At 41.1% G+C, this 23,811-nt stretch carries 23 protein-coding genes and 1 riboswitch; of the genes, 4 read left to right on the forward strand and 19 right to left on the reverse strand.

Going from position 1 to position 23,811, the window contains the following annotated elements; translation table 11 throughout:
• Positions 1–46 precede the first annotated feature (46 nt).
• Entirely contained in the window at positions 47–790 is a 744-nt protein-coding gene (locus tag QM873_RS05760) for a lysophospholipid acyltransferase family protein (protein ID WP_154858562.1), read from the reverse strand.
• A gap of 137 nt (positions 791–927) precedes the next feature.
• On the opposite strand from QM873_RS05760, the gene QM873_RS05765 reads away from it, so the two are divergent.
• From QM873_RS05765 to QM873_RS05775, 3 genes are all read left to right on the forward strand, one after another.
• Positions 928–3,267 carry a cation-translocating P-type ATPase gene (locus QM873_RS05765; RefSeq protein WP_285338109.1) on the forward strand — a complete coding sequence of 780 codons (2,340 nt, stop codon included), beginning with the start codon at positions 928–930 and terminating at the stop codon, positions 3,265–3,267.
• Between the two features lie 98 nt (positions 3,268–3,365).
• Positions 3,366–4,112: a tRNA1(Val) (adenine(37)-N6)-methyltransferase gene (locus QM873_RS05770; protein WP_048689404.1), complete on the forward strand. Its 747-nt coding sequence runs from the start codon at positions 3,366–3,368 to the stop codon at positions 4,110–4,112.
• Complete coding sequence (locus tag QM873_RS05775) at positions 4,102–4,386, forward strand: GIY-YIG nuclease family protein (RefSeq protein WP_048717147.1); 285 nt, start codon at positions 4,102–4,104, stop codon at positions 4,384–4,386. The genes QM873_RS05770 and QM873_RS05775 overlap by 11 nt, the downstream gene beginning before the upstream one ends.
• 64 nt (positions 4,387–4,450) lie before the next feature.
• Here QM873_RS05775 and QM873_RS05780 read toward each other — a convergent pair whose 3' ends face one another.
• The 13 genes from QM873_RS05780 to QM873_RS05840 all read right to left on the reverse strand — a co-directional run bounded on the left by QM873_RS05780 (position 4,451) and on the right by QM873_RS05840 (position 16,599).
• Entirely contained in the window at positions 4,451–5,089 is a 639-nt protein-coding gene (locus QM873_RS05780; protein ID WP_048717145.1) for a GNAT family N-acetyltransferase, read from the reverse strand.
• 250 nt (positions 5,090–5,339) lie between these two features.
• Complete coding sequence (gene lacD, locus QM873_RS05785) at positions 5,340–6,320, reverse strand: tagatose-bisphosphate aldolase (RefSeq protein WP_048717143.1); 981 nt, start codon at positions 6,318–6,320, stop codon at positions 5,340–5,342.
• A gap of 1 nt (position 6,321) precedes the next feature.
• Positions 6,322–7,251, reverse strand: a complete 930-nt coding sequence (locus QM873_RS05790; protein WP_048717140.1) for a tagatose-6-phosphate kinase — start codon at positions 7,249–7,251, stop codon at positions 6,322–6,324.
• Positions 7,252–7,262: 11 nt separating this feature from the next.
• Positions 7,263–7,778 (reverse strand): galactose-6-phosphate isomerase subunit LacB, encoded by a 516-nt coding sequence (gene lacB / locus QM873_RS05795; RefSeq protein ID WP_023026585.1) that lies wholly within the window; start codon positions 7,776–7,778, stop codon positions 7,263–7,265.
• Positions 7,779–7,794: 16 nt separating this feature from the next.
• Positions 7,795–8,220, reverse strand: coding sequence for a galactose-6-phosphate isomerase subunit LacA (gene lacA / locus QM873_RS05800; protein WP_023026584.1), 426 nt, complete (start codon positions 8,218–8,220; stop codon positions 7,795–7,797).
• 69 nt (positions 8,221–8,289) lie between these two features.
• Entirely contained in the window at positions 8,290–9,174 is an 885-nt protein-coding gene (locus QM873_RS05805) for an aldose 1-epimerase family protein (protein ID WP_414278971.1), read from the reverse strand.
• Between the two features lie 103 nt (positions 9,175–9,277).
• Entirely contained in the window at positions 9,278–10,753 is a 1,476-nt protein-coding gene (locus tag QM873_RS05810; protein WP_048715587.1) for a PTS galactitol transporter subunit IIC, read from the reverse strand.
• 96 nt (positions 10,754–10,849) lie between these two features.
• A complete protein-coding gene (locus QM873_RS05815) occupies positions 10,850–11,155 on the reverse strand; it encodes a PTS sugar transporter subunit IIB (protein ID WP_414278972.1) in 306 nt (101 codons plus the stop codon).
• Between the two features lie 39 nt (positions 11,156–11,194).
• Positions 11,195–11,671 (reverse strand): PTS sugar transporter subunit IIA, encoded by a 477-nt coding sequence (locus tag QM873_RS05820; RefSeq protein WP_414278973.1) that lies wholly within the window; start codon positions 11,669–11,671, stop codon positions 11,195–11,197.
• A 207-nt stretch (positions 11,672–11,878) separates the two neighbouring features.
• Positions 11,879–12,625: a DeoR/GlpR family DNA-binding transcription regulator gene (locus QM873_RS05825; protein ID WP_342991789.1), complete on the reverse strand. Its 747-nt coding sequence runs from the start codon at positions 12,623–12,625 to the stop codon at positions 11,879–11,881.
• Between the two features lie 325 nt (positions 12,626–12,950).
• Entirely contained in the window at positions 12,951–14,525 is a 1,575-nt protein-coding gene (locus QM873_RS05830; protein ID WP_023026575.1) for a DEAD/DEAH box helicase, read from the reverse strand.
• A 699-nt stretch (positions 14,526–15,224) separates the two neighbouring features.
• Positions 15,225–16,133 carry a magnesium transporter CorA family protein gene (locus QM873_RS05835; RefSeq protein WP_117745012.1) on the reverse strand — a complete coding sequence of 303 codons (909 nt, stop codon included), beginning with the start codon at positions 16,131–16,133 and terminating at the stop codon, positions 15,225–15,227.
• Between the two features lie 85 nt (positions 16,134–16,218).
• Positions 16,219–16,599 (reverse strand): PH domain-containing protein, encoded by a 381-nt coding sequence (locus QM873_RS05840; protein WP_414278974.1) that lies wholly within the window; start codon positions 16,597–16,599, stop codon positions 16,219–16,221.
• Between the two features lie 101 nt (positions 16,600–16,700).
• A riboswitch (TPP riboswitch) is annotated at positions 16,701–16,825 on the forward strand.
• Positions 16,826–16,906: 81 nt separating this feature from the next.
• On the opposite strand from QM873_RS05840, the gene thiT reads away from it, so the two are divergent.
• Positions 16,907–17,482: an energy-coupled thiamine transporter ThiT gene (gene thiT, locus QM873_RS05845; protein WP_120702202.1), complete on the forward strand. Its 576-nt coding sequence runs from the start codon at positions 16,907–16,909 to the stop codon at positions 17,480–17,482.
• Positions 17,483–17,954: 472 nt separating this feature from the next.
• On the opposite strand, the gene QM873_RS05850 is transcribed toward thiT, so the two are convergent.
• The 5 genes from QM873_RS05850 to QM873_RS05870 form a co-directional block, all read right to left on the reverse strand.
• Positions 17,955–19,499: a peptide chain release factor 3 gene (locus QM873_RS05850; protein ID WP_023022638.1), complete on the reverse strand. Its 1,545-nt coding sequence runs from the start codon at positions 19,497–19,499 to the stop codon at positions 17,955–17,957.
• A gap of 202 nt (positions 19,500–19,701) precedes the next feature.
• The gene (locus QM873_RS05855) at positions 19,702–21,627 is read right to left on the reverse strand and encodes a DUF2207 family protein (protein ID WP_414278975.1); all 1,926 of its coding nucleotides are present in this window, start codon (positions 21,625–21,627) and stop codon (positions 19,702–19,704) included.
• 60 nt (positions 21,628–21,687) lie between these two features.
• Positions 21,688–22,368, reverse strand: coding sequence for a YwaF family protein (locus QM873_RS05860; protein WP_414278976.1), 681 nt, complete (start codon positions 22,366–22,368; stop codon positions 21,688–21,690).
• A 12-nt stretch (positions 22,369–22,380) separates the two neighbouring features.
• Positions 22,381–23,070: a YwaF family protein gene (locus QM873_RS05865; RefSeq protein ID WP_270288805.1), complete on the reverse strand. Its 690-nt coding sequence runs from the start codon at positions 23,068–23,070 to the stop codon at positions 22,381–22,383.
• 28 nt (positions 23,071–23,098) lie between these two features.
• Positions 23,099–23,800 carry a YwaF family protein gene (locus QM873_RS05870; protein WP_270288806.1) on the reverse strand — a complete coding sequence of 234 codons (702 nt, stop codon included), beginning with the start codon at positions 23,798–23,800 and terminating at the stop codon, positions 23,099–23,101.
• Between the last annotated feature and the right edge of the window lie 11 nt (positions 23,801–23,811).

Consider the following 23,811-nt stretch of genomic DNA (forward strand, 5'->3'; position numbering starts at 1 on the left):
TCAAAAATCACATGATTTTTGACATTCTTTTTATCTAGAGTACTGCTTAGTCTTTCCGATGCTTGTCCGGATCCCAAACAAAACTAGCGATATAACTAAACAAGAGGGTCAGTAAAGCGACAACCAAGACAAATGGCAGCAGTAAAAACTTCAACAAACGGATGAGGATAAAAGGTTTCCGGTCATTGCGGAGTGCCTGAGATTCTGCATCTAAGCGATCAAACTCAGCCTGGATTCGTCTTGCAACTTCTTCCACTCCCTCATCATTCATTTTTGCAATATCAGAGATATCAATAGGGTGCCCAAAGTTCATGTCAACCCGTTCACAGCTCGCTAATCCTTTCAAAGTCATTGGACCCGTATAAGTGACAGGCATAATACGTACCTTGGCCATCTTGGCAATCACGGCAACTCCACCCTTAACATCCTGAGAATGACGACTTCCACTTGGAAACATAATCAAGGAACGCTTGCTTTTTTTGAGCATATTCACTGGGTATTTAATCGCTGCTGCACCTGGATTTTCACGGTCAATTGGGAAAGCCCCACACATGCGAATCCACCATCCAAAAATCCGATTGGTAAAGAGTTCTTTCTTAGCCATAAAGATAAATTGCTTGGGTTTGGTCGCAAAGGCCATGTAGACAGGATCCCACCAAGTTCGATGAGGAGCTACGAGAATGTAATTTTCCTCTTGACTCGGAATCAGTTCCTTATGATGGTAATGAGCATTTCCATTCAGAACCCATAAAATAAAGGTCACTAAGCCACGTAAATAGGTATAAAACATGCTTTCTCCTTTGATAATTCTCTTGTTTATCCATTATACCGTATCCTTCTCTTCCCCGCAAATCTTTTCAAAAACTTGATGACTCAACAAACCGACTGCATCTAGTCTTTTTCTTAAAAAAATGATATGATGTTTTTATGGAAATGAATGAATTAAAGGGATTAACCCATGAAGAGGTCCGCAAAAAAATACAGCGTGGCCAAACCAACGAATTTAAAGCGAATACCAGTACCAGTACCTGGCAAATCATCAAGCGCAATGTCTTCACCTTGTTTAATGCTTTGAACTTTGTGATCGCCCTCGCTTTGGTTGCGGTACAAGCCTGGAGCAATCTGGTCTTTTTTGCAGTCATCTGCTTTAATGCCTTATCCGGGATTGCTACAGAGCTCCGCGCTAAACGGATGATTGATAAATTGAACTTGATGAGTAAGGAGCTCGTAACTGTCATCCGAGCCGGGGAAGAGGAAACCATTGATCCAGAGGAAATCGTCCTTGGCGACCTGATTAAGCTATCTGCAGGAGACCAGATTCCGAGTGATGCCATCGTTCAAAAGGGAGTTGCTGAAGCCAACGAAGCCATGCTGACGGGAGAAAGTGACTTGGTTCTCAAGGAAGAGGGAGATGAACTTCTATCCGGTAGCTTCTTAGCGAGTGGCCAGGTCTACGCTCGTGTCAAACGTGTGGGGGCCAATAACTATGCTAATAAATTGATGGTTGAGGCGAAAACTCTCAAACCCATCAATTCTCGCATCCTCTACAATCTCGCAAAAATCTCTAGTTTTACTGGAAAGATTATTATCCCATTTGGAATCGCCCTCTTCTGTGAAGCCTTTTTGATTAAACTGCTTCCAGTGAAAGATTCTGTGATTACCTCTTCCACTGCTCTCCTGGGCATGTTGCCAAAAGGAATTGCCCTTCTGACAGTGACCTCTCTCTTGACAGCCGTGATCAAGTTGGGGATGCGCAAGGTCTTGGTCCAAGAGATGTACTCTGTGGAAACCCTGGCTCGGGTCGATACTCTTTGTTTGGATAAGACAGGAACCATCACCCAAGGAAAAATGACCGTCAAAGGCATTCACTCCCTGTCTGAACACTTTTCTGAAGAAACTATCGAAGTTATTCTCGCTGCCTATATGCAAAATTCTGAGGATAACAACCCAACTGCCCAAGCTATCCGCAAAGCATATGGCGAGTTAGAACACGCTTATACAGCAGAATCAATCATTCCATTTTCAAGTGATCGAAAATGGGGTGCCATGACTCTAACCAACTTGGGAACCGTTTATTTAGGGGCCCCAGAAATGCTCCTCAAAGAAAATCCTCCAGCGGTATTGGAAGCCCAAGCCCATGGATCACGGGTCTTGATCTTAGCTCGCAGTGTGGAAGCCATCGATATGCATGATTTAACTTTGCCAAGTGATGTAGAAGCAATCGCCGTCATTGAAATCCTCGATCCAATCCGCGAAGGAGCTGCCGAAACCTTGGATTATCTTCGCTCCCAAGATGTAGATCTCAAAATCATCTCTGGTGATAATCCAGTCACTGTTTCTTACATTGCTAAGGAAGCTGGTTTTGAAAGCTATGAAAATTATATTGACTGTTCTAAGATTGAGGACGATGAGTTGGTGGACCTAGCTGAAAGTACAGCTATTTTTGGACGGGTTTCTCCTCATCAGAAGAAACTTTTGATTCAAACCCTCAAGGCTGCTGGTCGTACCACTGCCATGACAGGGGACGGGGTCAATGATATCCTAGCCTTACGAGAAGCTGACTGCTCCATCGTGATGGCCGAAGGCGATCCTGCAACTCGTCAAATTGCCAATCTCGTCTTGTTAAACTCAGACTTCAATGATGTTCCAGAAATTCTCTTTGAAGGTCGTCGGGTCGTCAATAACATTGGACGAATTGCTCCTATCTTCTTTATTAAGACGATCTACTCCTTCATTCTGGCCATTATCTGTATCGCAAGTGCCCTTTTCTTTGACATCAACTACTTGTTGATTTTCCCATTTATTCCGATTCAGATTACGCTGATTGATCAGTTTGTCGAAGGATTCCCACCATTTGTCTTGACCTTTGAACGAAACATTAAGCCAGTGGAAAAACACTTCCTCAAACGCTCCTTGCATCTGGCCTTACCAAATGCCTTGATGGTTGTCTTTAGCGTCTTATTTGTTCGTTTATGGGGAGCTCATCATGGCTGGTCTAGCCTGGATATGTCTACACTTTCCTACTACTTGTTAGGATCTATTGGCTTCTTGTCCGTTATTCGGGCTTGCTTGCCACTCAATATCTGGCGAGGTCTCTTAATCATCTTCTCTGTCTGCGGTTTCTACCTTTCTGCCTTTTACTTGAAAGGTCTGATTGAAATCGGAACATTGACAGCTGTGACCTTCCCAGTCTACCTTGCCTTGATGGCTCTCTTTACGGGAATCTTCATCTTGGCGACCATTTATCAAAAATATGAATTTGATTAAACAACTCTTGGATAAGGATGGAACGAAAGTTCTGTCCTTATTTTTTCTTATCCCTTTCTATGCTTTTCCCCGCCCTCTTTTCATGCTATAATAGAGCCATGAACGATATCGAATTAAAAGACGGCGAACGCGTCAACCAACTATTTTCCAGTGATGTGAAAATCATTCAAAACAGAGAAGTTTTTAGCTATTCCATTGATAGTGTCCTTTTGTCACGCTTTCCCAAGTTGCCCAACCGTGGTCTGATTGTCGATCTTTGTGCCGGCAATGGTGCTGTCGGACTCTTTGCTAGCACGCGCACCAAAGCCACCATCGTTGGAGTGGAGATACAAGAAAGACTAGCAGACATGGCAGAGCGTTCCATCCAATTGAATGGCCTCTCCGACCGCATGTCCATGATTACCGATGATTTAAAAAATTTGCCCCACCATTTCCCTGGTAGTAAAATCGACCTTATTCTCTGTAATCCTCCCTACTTTAAAGTAGACGAGCACTCCAATTTAAATGAGAGCCCTCATTATTTGCTAGCCCGTCATGAGATCACCACCAATTTGGACCAAATTTGTCAAGTGGCCCAACGGACTCTCAAGTCCAATGGCCGACTCGTCATGGTCCATCGTCCGGATCGCTTTTTAGATATCATCGAAACCATGAAACGCTTCAATCTGGCTCCCAAACGGATTCAATTTGTCTATCCCAAGGTCCATAAAGATGCCAACATGCTTCTCATTGAAGCCATTAAAGATGGATCACGGGATGGTCTAAAAATTCTTCCTCCACTGTTCATCCATGAAGAAGATGGAAGCTATACGCCGGAGATTCATGAGATTTACTATGGAAACTAAAGCTTATATGTATGTAGTCCAGTGTGCGGATGGGACCCTCTATACTGGCTACACCACCGATATCGAGCGCCGTATCAAAACCCACAATGCTGGCAAAGGCGCCAAATATACACGTCCCAGACTTCCTGTGACTTTGATCTACCAGGAGTCTTTCCCCGACAAAAGAGCTGCTATGTCAGCCGAGGCACTCTTTAAACGGAAGAGCCGAGAGGAAAAACTGACCTATATCAAGCATCAACAATCCAAGATAGATCCCGAACAAAAAAACACCTAGATGGTGTAACAATCATCTGTTTGCATGCTAAAAGGAGCCCCAAGAGCTCCTTTTTTTAATCAATCTAGGATTCGTCATCAAGGGTCTTCAAAAAAGCCCAATTTCCAACACTTTGTTTACCATAGTCTAGCACCATAGAATCTAATAGGACAAATTCATTTTTTTCATAGAAAAAGACATTTTGCTGGGTACTGGTAATCAAGCCTAGACGCTTACAACCTTTGGCTTTGACATAAGGTTCAATCCCGTTTTGGAGGAAATGACTACCAACCCCTTGTCCCTGAACAGTCGGGCTCACAGCAAACATCATCAAATACCAGTCGAAGTTTCCAGATTTTTTCAAATGTTGCTCCGAACGCTCCACCAGGTCCAGATATTTCATCAACTTCCAAGGGCTAATGTAACGGAATAACTTGAAAATTCCATTTACTAAATAAGAGACCATCGAGAAATCTTTTTGTTGCAAGAGTCCTACAGCTATAATTTCTCCATCTCGTTCAGCAACTAAGCAAGTTTCCCCTTTGATGTAGAGCTTGACTAACAAGGTATGCAATAGTTCAATAAAGGCCGGAAAGTATTCAGGCTTTTTTAAATCTTCTTTAATGACGGTTAAAAACGGATAATTCATAAAAGCATCAGAACAGACTTTTCCAATTAGCTTGTACTCATCTAGCCTTGCTTCTCTATATACGATCCTTTCCATACGCCAACTCCTTCATTCTAATAAGTCCATTATACTGTAAAATACTCTTTTTTTCGATTGCAATGTGAAATTATCACATAAATTCTTACAAATCAGAAGCCATTTGAATAGTGAATGAAAGCTTAATCAGATTTATGAACACTGAGAACCAATTTTTGATGAATGACGGAACTACTCCTGCATAGAAACAAAAAAATAGTCCTTCTAGATTTTTCTAGAAAGACTATTTGATACGTTAGGAACTAAGGAATTAAATACGCTCTTTCCAAGAAGTTGCGACTTGGTCTAAGACTTGGTTGAGCTCTTCAATGTTGCGACGACCTTCTGTACTGAGCCATTCACGAGCTGCTGCTTCGCCATTCTTGATGTAGGCTTCTACAGATCCAGCCCAAGTTGCACGGCCACAGAGAACCCCGTTGAAGTTCGCTCCTGCTTCATGCGCAAAGACTAAAGTTTCTTGGAAGAGTTTGGCAGAAACACCTGCACTCAAGTAGATGTATGGAAGGTTGGTTGCTTCTTCTTGTTCTTTAAAGAAGGCTGCAGCTTCTTCACGGCTATGAACGATTTCACCATCGCCAAAACCTTCAACGTATTTAACATTGACTGGAACTTCTACCTTCAAGACATCGATGTTAAAGCGTGGGTCTGAGAAGACTTTCATAGCTTCGATGACCTTGCGAGGTTTTACTTTCGCATATTCTACAGATCCGGCATCCGCGATTTTTTCATCATAAGCCAAGATTTCAAGGAAGAATGGAATTTCTTCTGCAGCACATTCTGAACCGATGCGTTCGATGTAAGCTTGTTTTTCTTGGTTGAGTTCTTCTGCACTATCCACATCATAGTAGAGCAAGAATTTCACTGCATCTGCACCCTGTTCTTTGATGCGTTTAGCTGACCAAAGGTTGAGGCAGTCTGGCAAACGCTTGGTGCTAGAAGTGTCGTAGCCTGTTTTTTCATAAGCCAACAAGAGACCTGCTTCTGCATCCAAGACCTTAGTCGCTGGAAGGCCATACTCAGGGTCCAAGAGCATAGAAGATGCGAATGGTGTCAATTCTTCAGCCACCAAGACCTTCAATTCTTCCATTTGAGCTACTGTTGGTTCTGTGTCTTGATATTGAGCCATGAGGCGTTTCAAGGCACCACGTTGGTCAAAGGCCAAGGCTGAGATCACACCCTCTTTGGTGCTCAATTTTTCTAAATAGTTGCGTTTTTGTTCTGTTAATACCATCTTATACCTCTTTTACAATTATATTCTGATACAAATCATCGTAGTGGGCCATATTGACATGCCCTGTCATCTTTTCTTGGGCATTTAGCATCCCTAGGACCATAGCATGGGTCAAGAGGGCCACGTCATCTTTTCCGCTACTGAGAGCAGCAGAAATCCCAGCCACAGTTGAATCTCCAGATCCCACTGGATTGACCACTTCAATTTTTGGAATATCGACCTTATAGAAGCTGTCTCCATGTTTGGCAAAGGCACCATCTCCACCTAAGGAGACGATAATCCATTCGATTCCTTCAAACAGTGGGTCTTTCAAAACTTCTTTTAAGTCCTCAAAATCAGCTGAAACATCCCGTCCTAAGAGTTGAGATAATTCTTCGCGATTGGGTTTAATCACCGTTGGTTTGAATGGTGAGTGAAGGACCGCTTCTAAAGATTTGCCTGATGAATCAAGTACAACCTTGCGTCCTGCTTCTTTTGCAATCTCAATTAGGCTCGCATAATAGTCCACTGGTAGCCCTGTAGGAAGACTCCCCGAAATAGCAATCACATCCGCTGTCGGCATGAGGAGTTTGAAATGATGAAGGAATCCTAAAGCTTCCGTCCGGATAATTTCTGGACCCGCTTCTAAGATTTCTGTTTGATTTCCTTCATGCAAGATGGCGATACAGTTCCGCGTATCTCCCAGGATATCATAGAAGAAGGATTGGACATCTCGTGGAAGATGGGTCTTGATGAATTGACCATTGGTCCCCCCAACAAAACCTGTTGCTCCAACTGTTTCACCGCTCTCAGCTAGGACACGGGTGACATTTAACCCTTTCCCACCAGCCGTCTTAGAAACTTCCGACACACGATTCACAGTATCCAACTTTAATTCTTCCAAGGGATAAGAAATATCAATGGAAGGATTCAAGGTGACAGTTAAGATCATATCCTCACCTCTTAGTCGTGGTATTCACCACGATCCCATTTTTCAAGGAATTCTGTAAAGAAGTCTGCATCCTCTTGGTGATCATTATGGGTTTCCAAATGTTGAATCTTGGCAATCAATTTCTTGTTTTCTTCACTTGGTTTGTATTCTGCATGAATGAAAGCTTCAATGATATCACACATGAGCAACTCACCGGTTACTTTCCCACCAAAACCAATGACATTAGCATTGAGTTCTTCTTTTGCATAAAGAGCCGTTGTCATGTCGCGTACCAAGGCTGAACGAATTCCAGGAACCTTGTTAACAGCGTTGTTAATTCCAACACCAGTACCACAGATACATACTCCAAGATCAGCTTGACCACTAGCGACTGCTTCTCCGACTTTTTTCCCAAAAATTGGGTAGTGGGTACGCGCGTGGTCATAGGTTCCGAAGTCAAGAACTTCATAACCTTTTGATTTCAAAAATTCAGAAACAGCCATTTTTTCATTTGTGACAATATGGTCACATCCAATTGCAATTTTCATTCGTTTACTCCTCCCCTTAGCACATCTTGTTGAGCATATCGACACGGATTTGGTGGCGACCGCCGTCATACTTACCGTTTACAAAACCTTTGGCGATATTTTTGGCCAATTGGTCACCCACGATTTGAGCGCCCATGGTGATCATGCGAGAATTGTTGTGGCCACGAGTCATGTAGGCAGAACGCTCATCTGAAACTTCTGCCGCAACCATTCCTTTAATTTTAGTAGCGACCATGAATGGACCAGCACCATAGGCATCAATGACGATACCAAGATTGTCTTCTGCTTGTTTGACTTCCTTAGCGACAGCCAAAGTCACATCGACAAAGTCTTGCCCTTCTTCTGTCACATCCACTACTTGGAAACCTTCTGCTTCCAAATATTCTTTGACTACTTCTTTTAAGCGGATACCTGCTGCATCCGCACCAATAATAACTGACATATTATGCTCCTTCTTTTAATTCATTTTTCAATCAAATACAGAAACTTCTATATTCAACAACATTATTATCTATAAAATTTCGATTTCAAAACTTAGTTCAGCTGCTTGACCTGCTGGCAAAAGTCGAACTTGCTTTTTATATTCCAAATAATCACTCTCTTCAAGGGAAGTGGATAAACCAGACCAAGGCTCTAAAGCGATAAAAGGTCCTTTATTTGGTGTTGTCCAGATAATCAAGTTTGAAAAATCTGGAAAATGAAGGCTTACTCCTTTTTCGTGCTTTTTAGAGCGGAGGATCACCCTTCTTGATTGTAAGCAATCTAAGGTGATGGCATCCTTTTGGAAGAGATCGTAATCGAGATTTAGGATTTTCTCTTGCTGTAAGAAAGGTGTCCGATCAAAGACGTTTAGCAAGCCTGTCTCTGGATAGGATTTAGGAATACTACAGGTCTCTTCTTGTTCGAATTCCAGGTAGTAATCTTCAAATCCTTCATCCGCCAGTAACGGACAATTAAATCCTGGATGGCCACCAACGAAAAAGGGCATGACTCCTTCCTCACCAAGATGGTGAACCCGATAGGTTACTTGAATCTTCTTACCAAGTAATTGATAAGAAATTTCTAATCTGAAATGATAGGGATATTGCTGATACATTTCTTCCGTATCTTCTATCCCAAAAGTCACCCGATCTTCTGTTTGCTCTACCAGCTCAAAGTTTTTCTTGCGAACCAGCCCGTGGCGAGGGATCTTCCCAACACCTTGAGGGCGATACAAGGTCGTATCATTTCGAACCGAACCACAGATAGGAAAGAGAACTGGGGCTTGGCCACTCCAATACTGAGCATCACCCTGCCAAAGATATTCGATACCTTCCTGATCCTTGATAGAGGTCAGCTCACCACCTAACTCCTTGAAACAAACTTCCAGATCATTATTTTTTAAAGCTATCCTCATATTTCACTCCTTAGCATGTTATTTTAGAGAAAAAACTAGGCTACCCCTCCATGTCTGGAAAATTGATACCCTAGTTTTATCAAGTTACATATTTAGGAGCGGATTATTTTGCATTTGCTGCGTATTCTTCGTTACGTTTGATCATTTGTTTTCTGTACCATGCAAAGATTCCAACGTAGAATGCTAAGAAGGCAACAACACCAATAATCAATTTAATATCACCAGTTGTTGCATTACCGATTGTCCAACCAAGCAATTTTTCAACAGGTCCTTCAAGAGTTGAGTGAGTGATCAATTGAGCTTTGTCAACTCCTTCTGGAAAGGCTTTTACACTTTTCGCCAATTCAGTAGCGAATGGTGCGATAAGAGTACCTGAAAGAAGGAAGAGTGGCAACAAGAGTGTTCCAAACACGATCATACGGATCAATTTACCACGTGTTACAACCAACAAAGCTGGAGTCACACCCATAGCGATGATCCCTGCAAGTGGCAAGATACCATTTCCGACTTTAGAAAGAAGCACTGCTTCGATCAACATGATTGGTGCAAGTACGTTTGCACAAGCCCAGATTTCAGCACGACCAGCGATAAATGGCCAGTCCAAACCGATATTGAATTTACGTCCTTGAAGACGTTTAGTAGCAACGTTTGTAATACCTTGTGACAATGGTTCTACCGCTGCGATGAACCAAGAACCGATCAATGAGAACAATTCCAAGCAGACACCGGCAGTCAAACCAAGGCTGATCCAACCTTTAATAACCAATTCCCAAGTTTTAGCATCAGCTACATCAGCAACTGGATGTGGAGTACCCATGATACCGATGACGATACCAAGAAGGAAACCGATGAAGAATTTAGATCCCCAGAAACCAATTTTCTTGTTCAATTTAGCTGCGTCAAAGTCGTATTTGTCAAGACCTGGGAAGAATTTGTCAAAGATTTTATCCAAAACCATGATGATTGGGTTCATCATGTAGTTCATGTGAGTTGAAGTCATAGGTGATGAACTTGGTGCATTCAACAAATCGTCAAATGTTGGTTTCATCAAGTCTGAGTTGATGATTTTCATAATCCCTACAAGAACAACTGCAAGAGTGGCAACTAAGAGGGAAACTCCTGCGCTAACTCCATTTTTATCCGCATACCATTTAATCAAAAGACCTGTGATAGACAAGTGCCAGATATCAAAGATATCGACATCAAGTGTATCTGTTTTCTTCATTGCAAGCATGACAATGTTGACAACCAACATAACTAGCAAGAAGTAAAGTGTCCAGGCAGACCCCCAAGTGATGGTCGCAAGTGGTGCCCAACCAACGTCTGTGATATTCAATTGAATACCAGTGTTCTCAACGAATTTTGCAAGAGACGCTGAGAAAGCTCCATTCAACATACCGATGATTGCACCGATACCTGTAAGGGCGATGGCAAGTTTAATACCACCTTCAAGCGCTTTGGAGAATTTCACTCCAAACAAAAGTGCCAATAGAGTTAGGACGATCAACATGATGATCGGTGCACCCATATCTAGAATGGGTTTGAAAAACTTATTGGCAAAATCGATAATGCCATTCATAATAAATCCTCCCGATTTATATTTTTATATTTTACAAAATTAAGAATGTCAGCAATCCCAAAAACAGGAACTGCTTACAAAGAAAAGATGAACAAATTAGCTTAAACCGTGTTCTTTGATCGCTGCTTCAATATTGTCAAATACAGGAGCGCTCATAGCTGGAATACGGAACAAGATCGGACCAGCTTCAACTACTGGAATACCAGGCTCAAAGCCTAGATCTGTTGCAGCGATTGGCGTGAAGATATCATAGCCTCTAATCAAGTCTTCATTGACATCTTTTACCATTACCGCATCACATTGTACATCATATCCACGGTTTGAAAGCTCTTCTTCTAGAGCGCTTTTAATTTGGTGGCTTGAGTTAACCCCTGCACCACAGGCAGCTAAAATTTTAATCATTTGAATGACCTCCATTATAAATATTTTTTGTTGTTACTATTAAGCAATCACTTCTGTGATATAGCGATATAAGTCTTCTTCATTTTCCAATTTCGACATGTTTTCAAGATTTCCGTTTGTCGTAAAGAAATCCATCAAATGAGCCAAAATGTTTGTTTGGCTGGAACTAGAATTGTTAATGATGAAGAATAAAAGCGAAACTTCTACTTCCTTATCAGGCGCGATCATATTGTGGAAGGTTACCGGATTTTTTAATCGAACGACTACAATATTCTCTGTCAGGTTATGGATGATATCCGTATGAGGAATAGCTACATTCGGAAGATCCTTCCCTAGAAATTCCATATCTAAACCAGTAGGGAACGATTTTTCTCTTTCTTTCAATGCAGCTCGATAAGAATCTGTCACAATCTGACGCTCTTCCAATAAAGTTGCAATCTGCTCAAACAATTCTTCTTGATCTGCAACATCTAGGCAAAAGACTAATTCTCGATTAAACAGTTGATTTAATCCCATCTTTTCACCCCTTCCACTTTTTACCTTTTTTAATTTACACGATAAGTATATCACTATATGAATGCGCTGTCAATTACAATATGTAATTTTTTGTTCTTTTTTGTTTATTTTTTATAAATTTGTTTGTAGTTTATGCTATATGAGAGAAAAAGAAAAAGACCAGAACATGCTTAAGTTCTGGTCTTTTAGCTGTTTCTGTACGAAGCTTTACAAAATTTTTGTATAAGAATTGTATTTCTCACGCACCTTTTTAGAGATTGAATGATCCGAAATCACCGCATCTAAGTCATCTAAACGGTAAAAAGCATAGAAAGAATAGCTATCAAACTTACTGTTATCTGCGACTACATACTTTTCAATGGCATTGTTGAGAATAATTTTATTGCCATTTCCTTCCTCTTCGTTTGCGGTCATTGCTGTATGACCATCAATCCCATTTACCCCGATAAAGGCTTTCGAAACTTTTATTTCCTTTAAGAGCTTATTGGCAAACTGTCCTACAAAGGTCTGTGTCTTGACCCTATAGCGTCCGCCAACTAAAATGATGTCACAATTGGGCTGGTCTTTTAATTTTTCAAAAATAGGCAAGGAATTGGTGACAATACTAACATGTTTCCCATCAAGATAATCGCCAATAAAATCTGTAGTAGTCCCTGCTCCAATAAAAATTGTATCGCCTTCATCAATCAAAGCCGCACATTTTTGAGCAATCTCCCTTTTCTCTTCCACGTTCAACATGTTCTTTTCTGTATGGGAAACTTCTGTCAGACTATCTTTGATTTTTCGATGGGCCCCTCCATGAACACGAACCAATAGGTCTTGCTCCTCTAAGTCTATCAAATCCCGTCGAATTGTCATATCAGTAACACCTAAGAGATCGCTTAGATCCTTAACAGAGACCACTTCATTTTTATCCAACTCTTGTAAGATTGCTACATGTCTACTCTCTTTCATATGACGTCCTACTTTCCTGATTATGCTTTTATTATACTATAAAAGTGAACAATTTCAATAAGAAACAAACATTTCACTCTAATTTTTCTATATTAACCACTTATTTTGTTGATCGTTTTTGTGTAATGATCATTTTTTTGTTCTTTTTTTTAAAAAAAGTAGATTTTTTTTAGCAAACCTGTTGACAGGGCTAAATAAAAGTTGTATTCTTAATATGTTAACAGAATTGATAGCGCTGTCACAAGATGATAGCAAACGTTTTGTTTACGAATTTCGGTCTCCTTATAAATATACAAGGGTAAACATGTGTTTACCCTTGTATATTTTATTTATCCCCTTTGTTCCGAATCACAAAGCCTGTTTTCTTCTCACTTGAAGTATTGCGAGGTTTTTTATGATCCTTGCGGTAACGCTTCTCTTTATCAAATCGATCCTTTGAGCGTCCACCTTTACGATAGTCATCACGACGTCCATTGCCACGGCGTTCATGGTCTCGACGGTCGTCTCCACGACGGCCACCGCGACCAGACTTGCCTTTTCCGCCAAATCCACCACCAGACGGTTTAAACGGTAGTGGTTTTTCACGCGCAATTTCAACCTCTGGAAGACTGTCTGGATCCTGAACCGTCAAGCTAAGGATGTACATAGCCAATTCTTCTGGGCTGAATTCTGAAGCCAATTGACGAGCATCCTTGCCAAACTTCTCAAAGTTGCTACGAATCTCCTCATTAGCAAAATCACGTTCGATTTTCTTAAGAGCTACTTGCTTCTTAGCTTGGAAGGCTTCTTCTGCACTTGCTGGCTTGAGACCTTTCATGCGTTTTTTAGTCAAGTTCTCAATGATTTGGAGATAACCCATTTCATTAGGTGAAACGAAGGTAATTGACTGACCTGACTTACCTGCACGCCCTGTACGACCAATCCGGTGAACATAACTCTCAGGGTCTTGAGGAATATCATAGTTGTAGACATGGGTCACACCTGAGATATCCAAACCACGAGCAGCAACGTCTGTTGCAACGAGGACATCGAGGTTGCCATTTTTAAAATCACGAAGGACACGAAGACGTTTGTTTTGGTCCAAATCTCCATGAATCCCTTCTGCACGGAAACCACGGATCTTCAATCCACGAGTTAACTCGTCTACACGGCGTTTCGTACGACCAAAAACGATTGACAATTCAGGTTGATCAACATCCATCAGACGTGTCATGGTGTCAAATTTTTCTTGTTCCTTAACACGGATATAGTACTGGTCTACCAGTTCTGTTGTTAATTCTTTGGCAGCAATCTTGACATGCTCAGGTTCTTTCATGAATTGAACACCGATCCGTTTGATGGCATCAGGCATGGTTGCTGAAAAGAGGAGAGTCTGACGATTTTCTGGGACACGTGAGATGATTGCTTCGATATCTTCCAGGAATCCCATATTAAGCATTTCGTCTGCTTCATCAAGGATGAGAGTTTCAATATCTTGTAATTTCAAGGCCTTGCGTTTGATCAAGTCTAGGAGACGTCCCGGTGTTCCTACAACGATATGAGCCCCTGATTTAAGTGCCTTAATTTGTTTTTCAATACTTGAACCACCGTATACTGAACGGACTTTCACACCCTTACTACGACCAAAGCGGAAGAGTTCTTCCTGGCTTTGAACAGCCAGTTCACGAGTTGGGGCGATGACCAAAGCTTGGATAGTTGCTTCTTCTGTACGAATTTTTTCAAGGGTTGGCAAGCCAAAGGCTGCTGTTTTCCCTGTACCAGTCTGTGCTTGACCGATTACATCTTTACCTTCAAGAGCCAAAGGAATGGTTTGCTCTTGGATAGGACTTGCTTCTACAAATCCTGCTTTTTCAATTTCTGCTAACAAATCAGCAGAAAGATTAAATTCATTAAATTTCACGTTATTCTTCTTTCTAAAGATGGTGCGAAGCCATCCTATAGCGCTTAGTTTATACTTTTCTTGTCATGACGTACTTTCACCTTTTATGAAAGATCGTGTTGCTTCTTTTCCACGAAAGAAAAGTACTGCTTTCTTTGCAACTTATCTAGTATACCACAGACCTGGGTTAAAAGATAGTAAAACGAAACAAGTTAAAAGCTTTTTATTGCGTAACCCCTTTCAAAAAAGTTCTTTTCACCTTTGATTCATTAGTATAACCCTTTTTATTTCTTTTTAAATTTACAATAATATAAAAGGACGCAAAATCTCTTCTTCGCTTTGAATCCTATCACAAAAAAAGCGTTACAATAGGCTTTCTAAAAGTTTTTTCTCACAAAAAATCCACTTTTATTTTGGGATTGTTTTCTTGATTTTTAAAATAAAAGTATGTATAATGAATTTAGTATTTAGGATATTTCAGAATGATTAAAATGCTTCATTCATTTAACTGATTCAACGATTCAATCCAATTATAAATTGTTTATAATCCACTCAGTACTTTTAAATCTACTCCTACTATTTCCAAGAAGATTATGTACAGTCGATCACTTGTATCAAAACTGCCTCTTCTTCTTAGGGGAGGCAGAGTTAAAAATGAAGAATTTTCTGAAATAGCCAAGATACGAAAGAGGTAAGGAATTTCTTCCCTACCTCTCTTTTTTATCGTTTATGGGCAATCCAGCGCAAAATACGAGACAAGATGATCCAGAGTACAAAGCTTGCTATGGAGATATACAGCCATGCATTAGGATCGTCAGTAAACGGCAATGGAACGTTCATTCCAAAGAAACCAGTGACAACTGCTAAGACTGCTAACAGAGCTTCCAAGATAGTCAAAGTTGTCAAATTGTCATTCAGGTTGTTGTTTAGGATGTTATTGTAGGAGCTAGACAACTGTTGCAAGACTTGACAGTTCAACTCCGTCATATAGACCAACTGTCTGGCCTCGATCATGGCATCATCAAACTGTTCTTTTTCGACATCATCAAATTGGCGGTAGATTAGGTGAGCCTTGATATGTTCCAAGAGCATGCGATTTTGCTTGGCAGCGGATGCCAGATAGACCATACCTGTTTCCACGTCAGAAAGAGCATACAGGTTCTTACTAGTTGTTGTTTTTCGTAAGAGACGAGTGATTTCATCCTTGTGCTTATCTAGACGCTCAATAATCGGATAATAAGCATTACTAATCATCTCAAGCCCTGCAAATAAAAGCTTAAAGGTCGATAAACTCTCGTGATTATCGACATAGCGTTCCATTTGTGCAATAATATAGGCGTTGTCTCGGTTACTAATAGTCACAAGACGTGGTCCCTGGACAATGAAGGTCATCGGAATGGTTTCATAATATTCCTTTTCCTTTTCCATGTCCAAGACATTATAGATAAAAGTCACGGTCCCATTCTCACGGTTGTAATCCATGTGGGCACGTTCGTTTTTATCCAATGCATATTCAATGGTTTCTTGATCAATACCATACTTTTGGTACAACTGGGAGGTTTCCGCAATCAAGTCAGAATCAATATTAATCCAACTCCGGCCATCTCCTAACTTTTTTTCAACGAACATTTTGCTCCCTCTTTACCTTATCTGCCAGTGCTCCTATCCGATTGTCCTAAATCGCTAGATGAAGACTGTTTAAATTTATTTTTTATCAACGCAATACAGCTGCTGCCAAGGCCTGCTGGATTTCGATGACACTATTGTCGCTCTTAAATTGAAGTGTTTCTGATGGTTCTACAGCTGATGAAACCCAAATTTTTAATTCAGCATCCAAATCAAAATGACCAGATGTTTCTACTGAAAAACGCGAAATAGAACGATAAGGAAGGGATTTATAAGATGTTTTCTTCCCTGTCATTCCTTGCTTGTCCACCAAAATCAGACGGTACTCAGTAAAGACAATCAAGTCACGAATCAAACTAAAAGCCAGAGTTACCTGCTCACCTGGAACCAGGATATCCCCTAAATCTTTTTCAACCTTATCGACGTCGTTTTGAGAAGCATTGCCCATCAAACCTGCAAAAATACCCATGATTATTTCCTCCACAATTTGTGCATTTTCTATCTTAATAACTATACCATATTTTTTGCGAGTTAAAAAGTTGCGGGAACGTTTTTTAGATAGTATAATGAAAGAGTCACAAGAGGAGCAGCAGCTGAGATTGGTTAGATGGAATACCAAAAGTGTTCGTTACTGACCTAAACTCTTACCACCTGATCAGGTTAAGACCTGCGTAGGGATGTGTCTCAAAACAGAATGAAATAGAGAACTTCTATGACGTCGTTTTGGTGTGGCAACAAATGAGCCAATCAAAACGATTGGTATAGGAGGTTTTTTTATGTCGAAAACTACAGTTCGACCAATGATTGAGGTTGCTCTTTTAGCGACCATAGCTTATATTTTGGATTTGGTTACTCAACCGATGTCCTTAGGTCCTTGGATTTCTCTATCTTTTAAGATGGTTCCCATCTTTCTCCTCAGTTTCCGCTGGGGTGTGAAGGCTGGTGCCGTGGGAGGCTTCATCTGGGGTTTGTTACAAGTCGTAACAGGGGAAGCAGCTGGTGGTTGGTTGACTCCAATCCAAGGTTTCTTAGAGTACTTTGTAGCCTTTAGTCTGATTGGACTGAGTGGAGCTGTCAAACCTGCTCTTGACAAGGCTATCCGAGAAAAGAAACGACTACAGACGCTTACTTATATCACAGTCGGAGTCATCTTGGGTGGTTTTGCACGCTACACAATTCACTACATTGCTGGTGTCATCTTCTGGGGAAGCTATGCTCCAGCTGGCCAAAGTGCCTACCTGTACTCTCTGATTGTGAATAGCTCGTCCTTCTTAGGCGAGACCATTGCCAGCCTCATTGTCTTCTTTATCTTACAAGAATTTTTGGGAAGACTCCTCATTACAGAACAATAAAAAGCCAGCTCACTTGAGCTGGTTTTTTATTAAAGAAAAAATATTCTTAGAAACTTTCCTTAAGTGAGTACGGACGTCAGCGAACTTCTACGAAGTTCCATGACTTAGTTTTGAACCCCTTCGCTCTTTAATTTCTGGGCTCAGGCTAAAACAGTTTCCCAAACTGTTTTACTTTCAAAACTCCCGAGTGCTTGAAACAACATTGTTTCAAGCATTTTTCTCACAGCGGAAAGTTTCAGTACTGGCTTTAATGACTATAAAAATATGGAATTATTTTTATTTATTGAAAAATCACTTGATTTTTTATGTAAAATGGAAGTTTGTCTTCATCCCAAAACCAGCTCAAGTGAGCTGGTTTTTCAATTTATATATTTTATTCGCCAAAAGTAGTTAGTAAGGCAGTTAGCTAGTTCGCAAAATAGCGACTAGCGTTCAACAATTAGGAACTTTAGTTCCAATTGTTGGTACTGAGTTACATCTTTTCCTCTAGTTCAACATCTGGGTACTTGTCTGCAAACCAACGGAGGGCAAAGTCATTTTCAAAGAGGAAGACAGGTTGGTCAAAGCGGTCTTTGGCCAAGATGTTGCGGCTTGAAGACATGCGTTCATCTAGATCCTCAGGTTTGATCCAGCGAACCGTCTTTTTACCCATTGGGCTCATCACCACTTCGGCATTGTATTCATTTTCCATCCGGTGCTTAAAGACTTCAAACTGGAGCTGCCCGACAGCACCCAACATGTATTCACCCGTTTGGTAGTTGGTATAGAGCTGGATAGCTCCTTCTTGCACCAATTGCTCGATTCCCTTATGGAAGGACTTTTGCTTCATGACATTCTTGGCAGATACCTTCATGAAGATTTCAGGAGTAAAGGTTGGCAGTGGTTCAAATTCAAACTTATTCTTCCCAACTGTTAGCGTATCCCCGACCTGATACGTACCGGTATCGTAGACCCCGATGATGTCTCCTGCTACGGCATTGGTGACATTCTCACGGCTTTCCGCCATAAACTGGGTGACATTAGATAGCTTAGCACTCTTACCAGTACGAGGCAGATTGACACTCATCCCCCGCTCAAATTCACCAGACACGATCCGCACAAAGGCAATCCGGTCACGGTGACGAGGGTCCATATTGGCTTGGATTTTAAAGACAAATCCTGAGAAATCCTTGTCATAAGGATCGACAATTTCTCCATCTGTCTTCTTGTGGCCGTGTGGCTCTGGAGCAAACTTGAGGAATGTTTCCAAGAAAGTCTGCACACCAAAGTTGGTAAGAGCGGAACCAAAGAAGACAGGAGTTAATTCACCTGCAAGGATAGCTTCTTCTGAAAATTCATTTCCTGCTTCATTCAAAAGCTCAATATCATCTTTTACTTGTTCATAGAATGGATTGCTAGCAAAAAGTTTATCGCCATCCTCTAGGCTGGCAAAACGTTCATCCCCTTTGTAGAGTTCCAAGCGTTGGTTATAGAGGTCATAGAGTCCCTCAAAGGCTTTCCCCATCCCGATTGGCCAGTTCATTGGGTAACTAGCGATGCCCAATACTTCTTCCAATTCTTGTAAGAGATCTAGTGGTTCACGACCGTCACGGTCCAGTTTATTCATAAAAGTGAAGACTGGAATCCCACGGTGTTTGACAACCTCAAACAATTTCTTAGTTTGGGCCTCAATACCCTTGGCAGAGTCCACTACCATGACCGCAGCATCCACCGCCATCAGGGTCCGATAAGTATCTTCTGAGAAGTCCTCGTGCCCTGGAGTGTCTAGGATATTTACTCGTTTGCCGTCGTAGTCAAACTGCATCACAGATGAAGTTACCGAAATCCCACGTTGTTTCTCGATATCCATCCAGTCAGATTTTGCAAAAGTCCCTGTTTTCTTTCCTTTTACGGTACCTGCTTCCCGAATCTCTCCTCCAAAGTAGAGCAACTGCTCAGTAATGGTTGTCTTCCCCGCGTCCGGGTGAGAGATAATGGCAAAGGTACGGCGTTTTTTAATTTCGTCAGTGATTGTCATTCTTTCATCCTCAGTTATTTTTTAAAAGCATATTTTTTAGTAAGTAGGATCCTTCTACATTGGTTCTCTCCTTTTACCTTAACTAACCTATTATAGCGGAAATAGAGCCTTTTTTCAATCATCAGTGTATTTATAAATTAAAAAGCCTGAGGGAGAACTACAATGGTTCTACATCCCAGACTTCATTCAATCACAAGTGCTATTAGAAGGCTCCAAACCCTCCACCACCACCGCCATCAGAAAATCCACCGCCGTCAAAGCCACCACTGCCATCTGAGGAGTTAATAGAGAAGCTTGAAACACTATAGGAATCATCTGCATAGTTCATCAAGGTAGAACCGTCTAGGAAGGTATTTGGAGAGGATGTCAGCCAAAGAACAGTGTCCCAGTCTTCATATGGCACGGAAATCTGATGATTTTGGAGTACCTGACTCACTTTTTTAGCTTGGCCATACAAGGTCGCATAGACTAAGATACGATTCCATAGGACAACACTCTCAAGTTCTGCTTGGTTGAAATTTGGAATACTTTCAATCATATTTCGAAAGGCCATCCATTCAAATTGTGAATCCAAGTTCTCTAAGGATTGTAGATGATCTTCACGAAGTTTCATAACAATATAAAATGGAATGAATAACAAAATCAAACATAAAATAGTCCAAAAATAGAATGAAGATAGGTATGAACCAAATCCAAAAGATAAGAAACACATGCTCACAAACAAGATCAGTAAGATCCAAAAATGTAAGGCACAGCCTGTTTTTGAAAAAGCTTCTTCTTTTTCAGATAAGTCTCTAAAATAAGAGGGCAAACCTAATTTCGTAATTTCCTTTTCAACACCTTTTGACAATTGCTGGGCATCCCTTTTTAAAAGTGATTGAACGTCACTTCCGACCTTTCGAATACGATCTCTTTGTGTGTCTGTTTTAGCAGCTCGAAAATCCTTTTTTAGGGTTGCTTGATTAATTTTATATTTCGAGAACACCTCACTGATCCTGATTTCAGTTTCTTGATCAAAGATCATTTCAATAAACTTCAATTCAAAATCAGCCAAGCCTTCATGGTGAAGACAGATCAAGGTCCCTCCACTTTCATCTCTCGTCAAACGAAGATTTCCTCGATCGATGAGATCTAACATGGTTGCCTGGATGAGATGATTAAATTTTAGTTGACCTTTCTCTCTATATATGACCATCTGTTCAAAATCAAGTTGATACAAGGCCTTGGCTAGGACAAAGGGTGGCAAATTCTGTGGAGGTTCGTATAATCGTACTCCCTTTGCAATCCGACGAGTTCTGGTACTGATCATATAGCGGATCCATGGAATGAAAGCTAGAACAAATAAAAGAATTGCTACAATTGGAATGACTCTGAGAAACAGTGTCTTGTAGATGACTGTTTTTTGTTGAATGGATTTTTCTTTTTTAAGAAATTTATCCTTTCCCTTTTCCTTTTTAATCTCATTAGATTGGCCTCGACGTAGAGCTTCTGTCATGGGCCAGTATGCGTGGAGCTCCAATTTTCCATTCTTTGGGAAGTTCCATAACTGAATGTGATAGCCAGTCTCAGTCCGTTCAATCTGGGCTGGTGGATTAAAATAACCGGTATGAGCATACAAGTCTCCCTGCTTGGCATCCAAGCCATCCACATAAAAATCTAATTTTTCTACGTCCTCATCCCCATCTGAAATAGGGAACCAATTGAGCTCGGCGATATCGGAATACAGTTCTAGAATATGATCAATCTTCCATACAACCTTGATGGTAACTTTGCCACCAACAATCCTCGAATTGTAGATTTTTAATAAACGTCCATTTCCGAGATCCGATTCTTCTACACGGATCTCTCGTTTTTCCCCATCCACATAGGCTTCCACTTGAGGATTTTCATGGATTTTAAATCCTTTGGGAAGGGGATCTACACTCCCTAAAGTTACATACTGCCCATTATAGCCTGTTGAAAAAATGTAGGTAATCTCTTGCGTAAATGTCGCCTGGCTATCTTCCTGCAAGTGGAGGTGTCCCACATAGGATTCTATCGAATAGCGAACTTCATCATCTGCCTGAGCCGGACTAACCGTACAAAAAAAGGCACACAATATACCAATGACTAGTAAAAACCTCTTCATTTCAAACTCCTATTAACTAAAAGAAGGCTGAGACTGATGGTCCCACCCTCCTTTTTCTTTTTATCGAAGAACTCTTTCTCTTGCAGGCTTACGACTGAAAAATACATTAAAGAGAAGCAAGGCTGCTGCTAAGATGCTAGAGACCACGACGTAATTCACCAAGAGGCTGTCCCCTTTGATAATCGGTGGCCGGGCCATGAGTCCATAATTCCCTCCAGTGACTTGGTTGACGCCGACTAGAAATAGATCCAAAACGAAAGTATAGAGAACAATCTCTCGATTTTTTAAGAGGCTCGAATCATAGCATCTCAAGAGATAAATCAAAGAATTAACCAAAAGACAGTAATGCCCGAGGAGGAAAGAAAAGCTCGTAATATGAGGGAAGGTGTAGGGATCAAAGACTGGATAGCCCAAGGCAAAGATCGCTCCACTCACTCCCATCAAGGCAAAGAACTGCTTGCTCTTCCATCGGTCTGGCAACAGCAAGACAGCAAACATAGCCAAACGACAATGGTACAAGGGTAAACTATTGGACCAGGGAAGCTGAAAAGCAAAATACCAGATATAGAGACAGATCAATTGAAATATTTGTAGGTTTCGAAAGATCTTCCGAAATTGTTCATTTTGGTAGTAACGTAATGAAGCCCATATTGCCATTACGATTAAAAGAACCATGACCCCATACCAAAGGAGCGGTATAACAGGTGGTACAGTGGATTCAGTTGTAAAAAAATGATGCATAAGGTCTCCTTATTAAACGGATTCAGATGTTCTTTTTCTTTTCTTACTGGACTTAATAAGATGATTGATCAGGATGAGGGTTCCTGTCATCAGGATAGTAACGATCAAGTAATTGAGCACGAGCCCATGATCGCCAATTACAGGAGGACGACGCATAAAGCCGTAATTTCCACCCGTTACGAGATTAGCAAGCTGAATAATAGCGTTGACACCAAAGGTCATCTCACAGATCTTCCAAACGTCTCCTTCTTCTACTTGGTAGAATTGGACCAGATAGATCAAGCAATTGGCCAAGAGGGCCCAGTGGCCAAAAACATTGTTGATCGAGGATACATGAGGAAAGGGATAGGGATAAAAGACGGGATGAACCAAGGCCATGATGGACCCAAAGACACCAACAAGAGCAAAATATTGCTTGAAGCTTCCCTTGGGAGCCAAAAGAATTATCCACATAGCCATCCGACTATGATAGAAGGGCAGGCTCTCTGAAAAAGGCAAATGTGCTGCAATATACCAAGAGTTGATAATCAGCAATTGAATCAATTGTCCCCAATACCAAAAGTTTTGATAAGCTTTGGAAGAAGCAAATCGAATAGATAAATAGCCTACCACCATCAATGAGGCTGGCAACAAAAAATACCAAGCCCCCAATTGAGGAGGGGCCGTTGGTTGACTAGTGAAAAACAAATCCCAAAGTGGCATGATTTCCTAACCTCAGCTCATTAATTTTCTATTCTGAACGTGAAACGACAGCCTCTTCAACCATCTTGTATTTATACTTATAACGTTGGTTGACCAAGAAAATTCCAGCTACCATCACAAAGCTAACCAAGAGGTAGTTTAAGAGAGCACCGTGGTCCCCAATGATTGGTGGACGTCGTAAGAAGCCATAATCCCCTTTCGTCAAAAGATTGACCAAGAAAATCAAGGCATTCATGCCAAAAGTAATCTTGAAAATTCTCAAGCTGTCTTGTTTTTCAGATTGATAATGATCCTGTAGGTAAATCAAACTATTGGCAAGCAAGGCCCAGTGACTGAAAATGAGATTCAACACTGTGATATGAGGGAATGGGAAGGGATCAAAGGCTGGATACACCAAGGCCGCAATCGATCCTAAAACTCCCAAGAGAGCAAAATATTGCTTGATATAGGTCCCTCTAGGTGCAAAAAGAATCACTAGCATGGCCAAGCGGCAATGATAGAATGGCAAATTATCCGTCAACGGCATGTGGGCAAGAATATACCAAGCATTAATGGTCAAGACTTGAATCAACTGTGCCCAATACCAAAAGCGTTGGTAGCTTTTGGACTGTGCATATCTAATGGAAAAGTAGCCAACCACCAACAAAGAAGTTGGCAGAATGAAATACCAGAGCCCAAATTCAGGTGGGGCTGATTTTTGGTTTGTAAACAATAAATCCCAAAGTGTCATTTTCACATTCC

Origin of the sequence: Streptococcus australis, from assembly GCF_047463015.1 — a bacterium.
Lineage (GTDB): Bacteria > Bacillota > Bacilli > Lactobacillales > Streptococcaceae > Streptococcus > Streptococcus australis_F.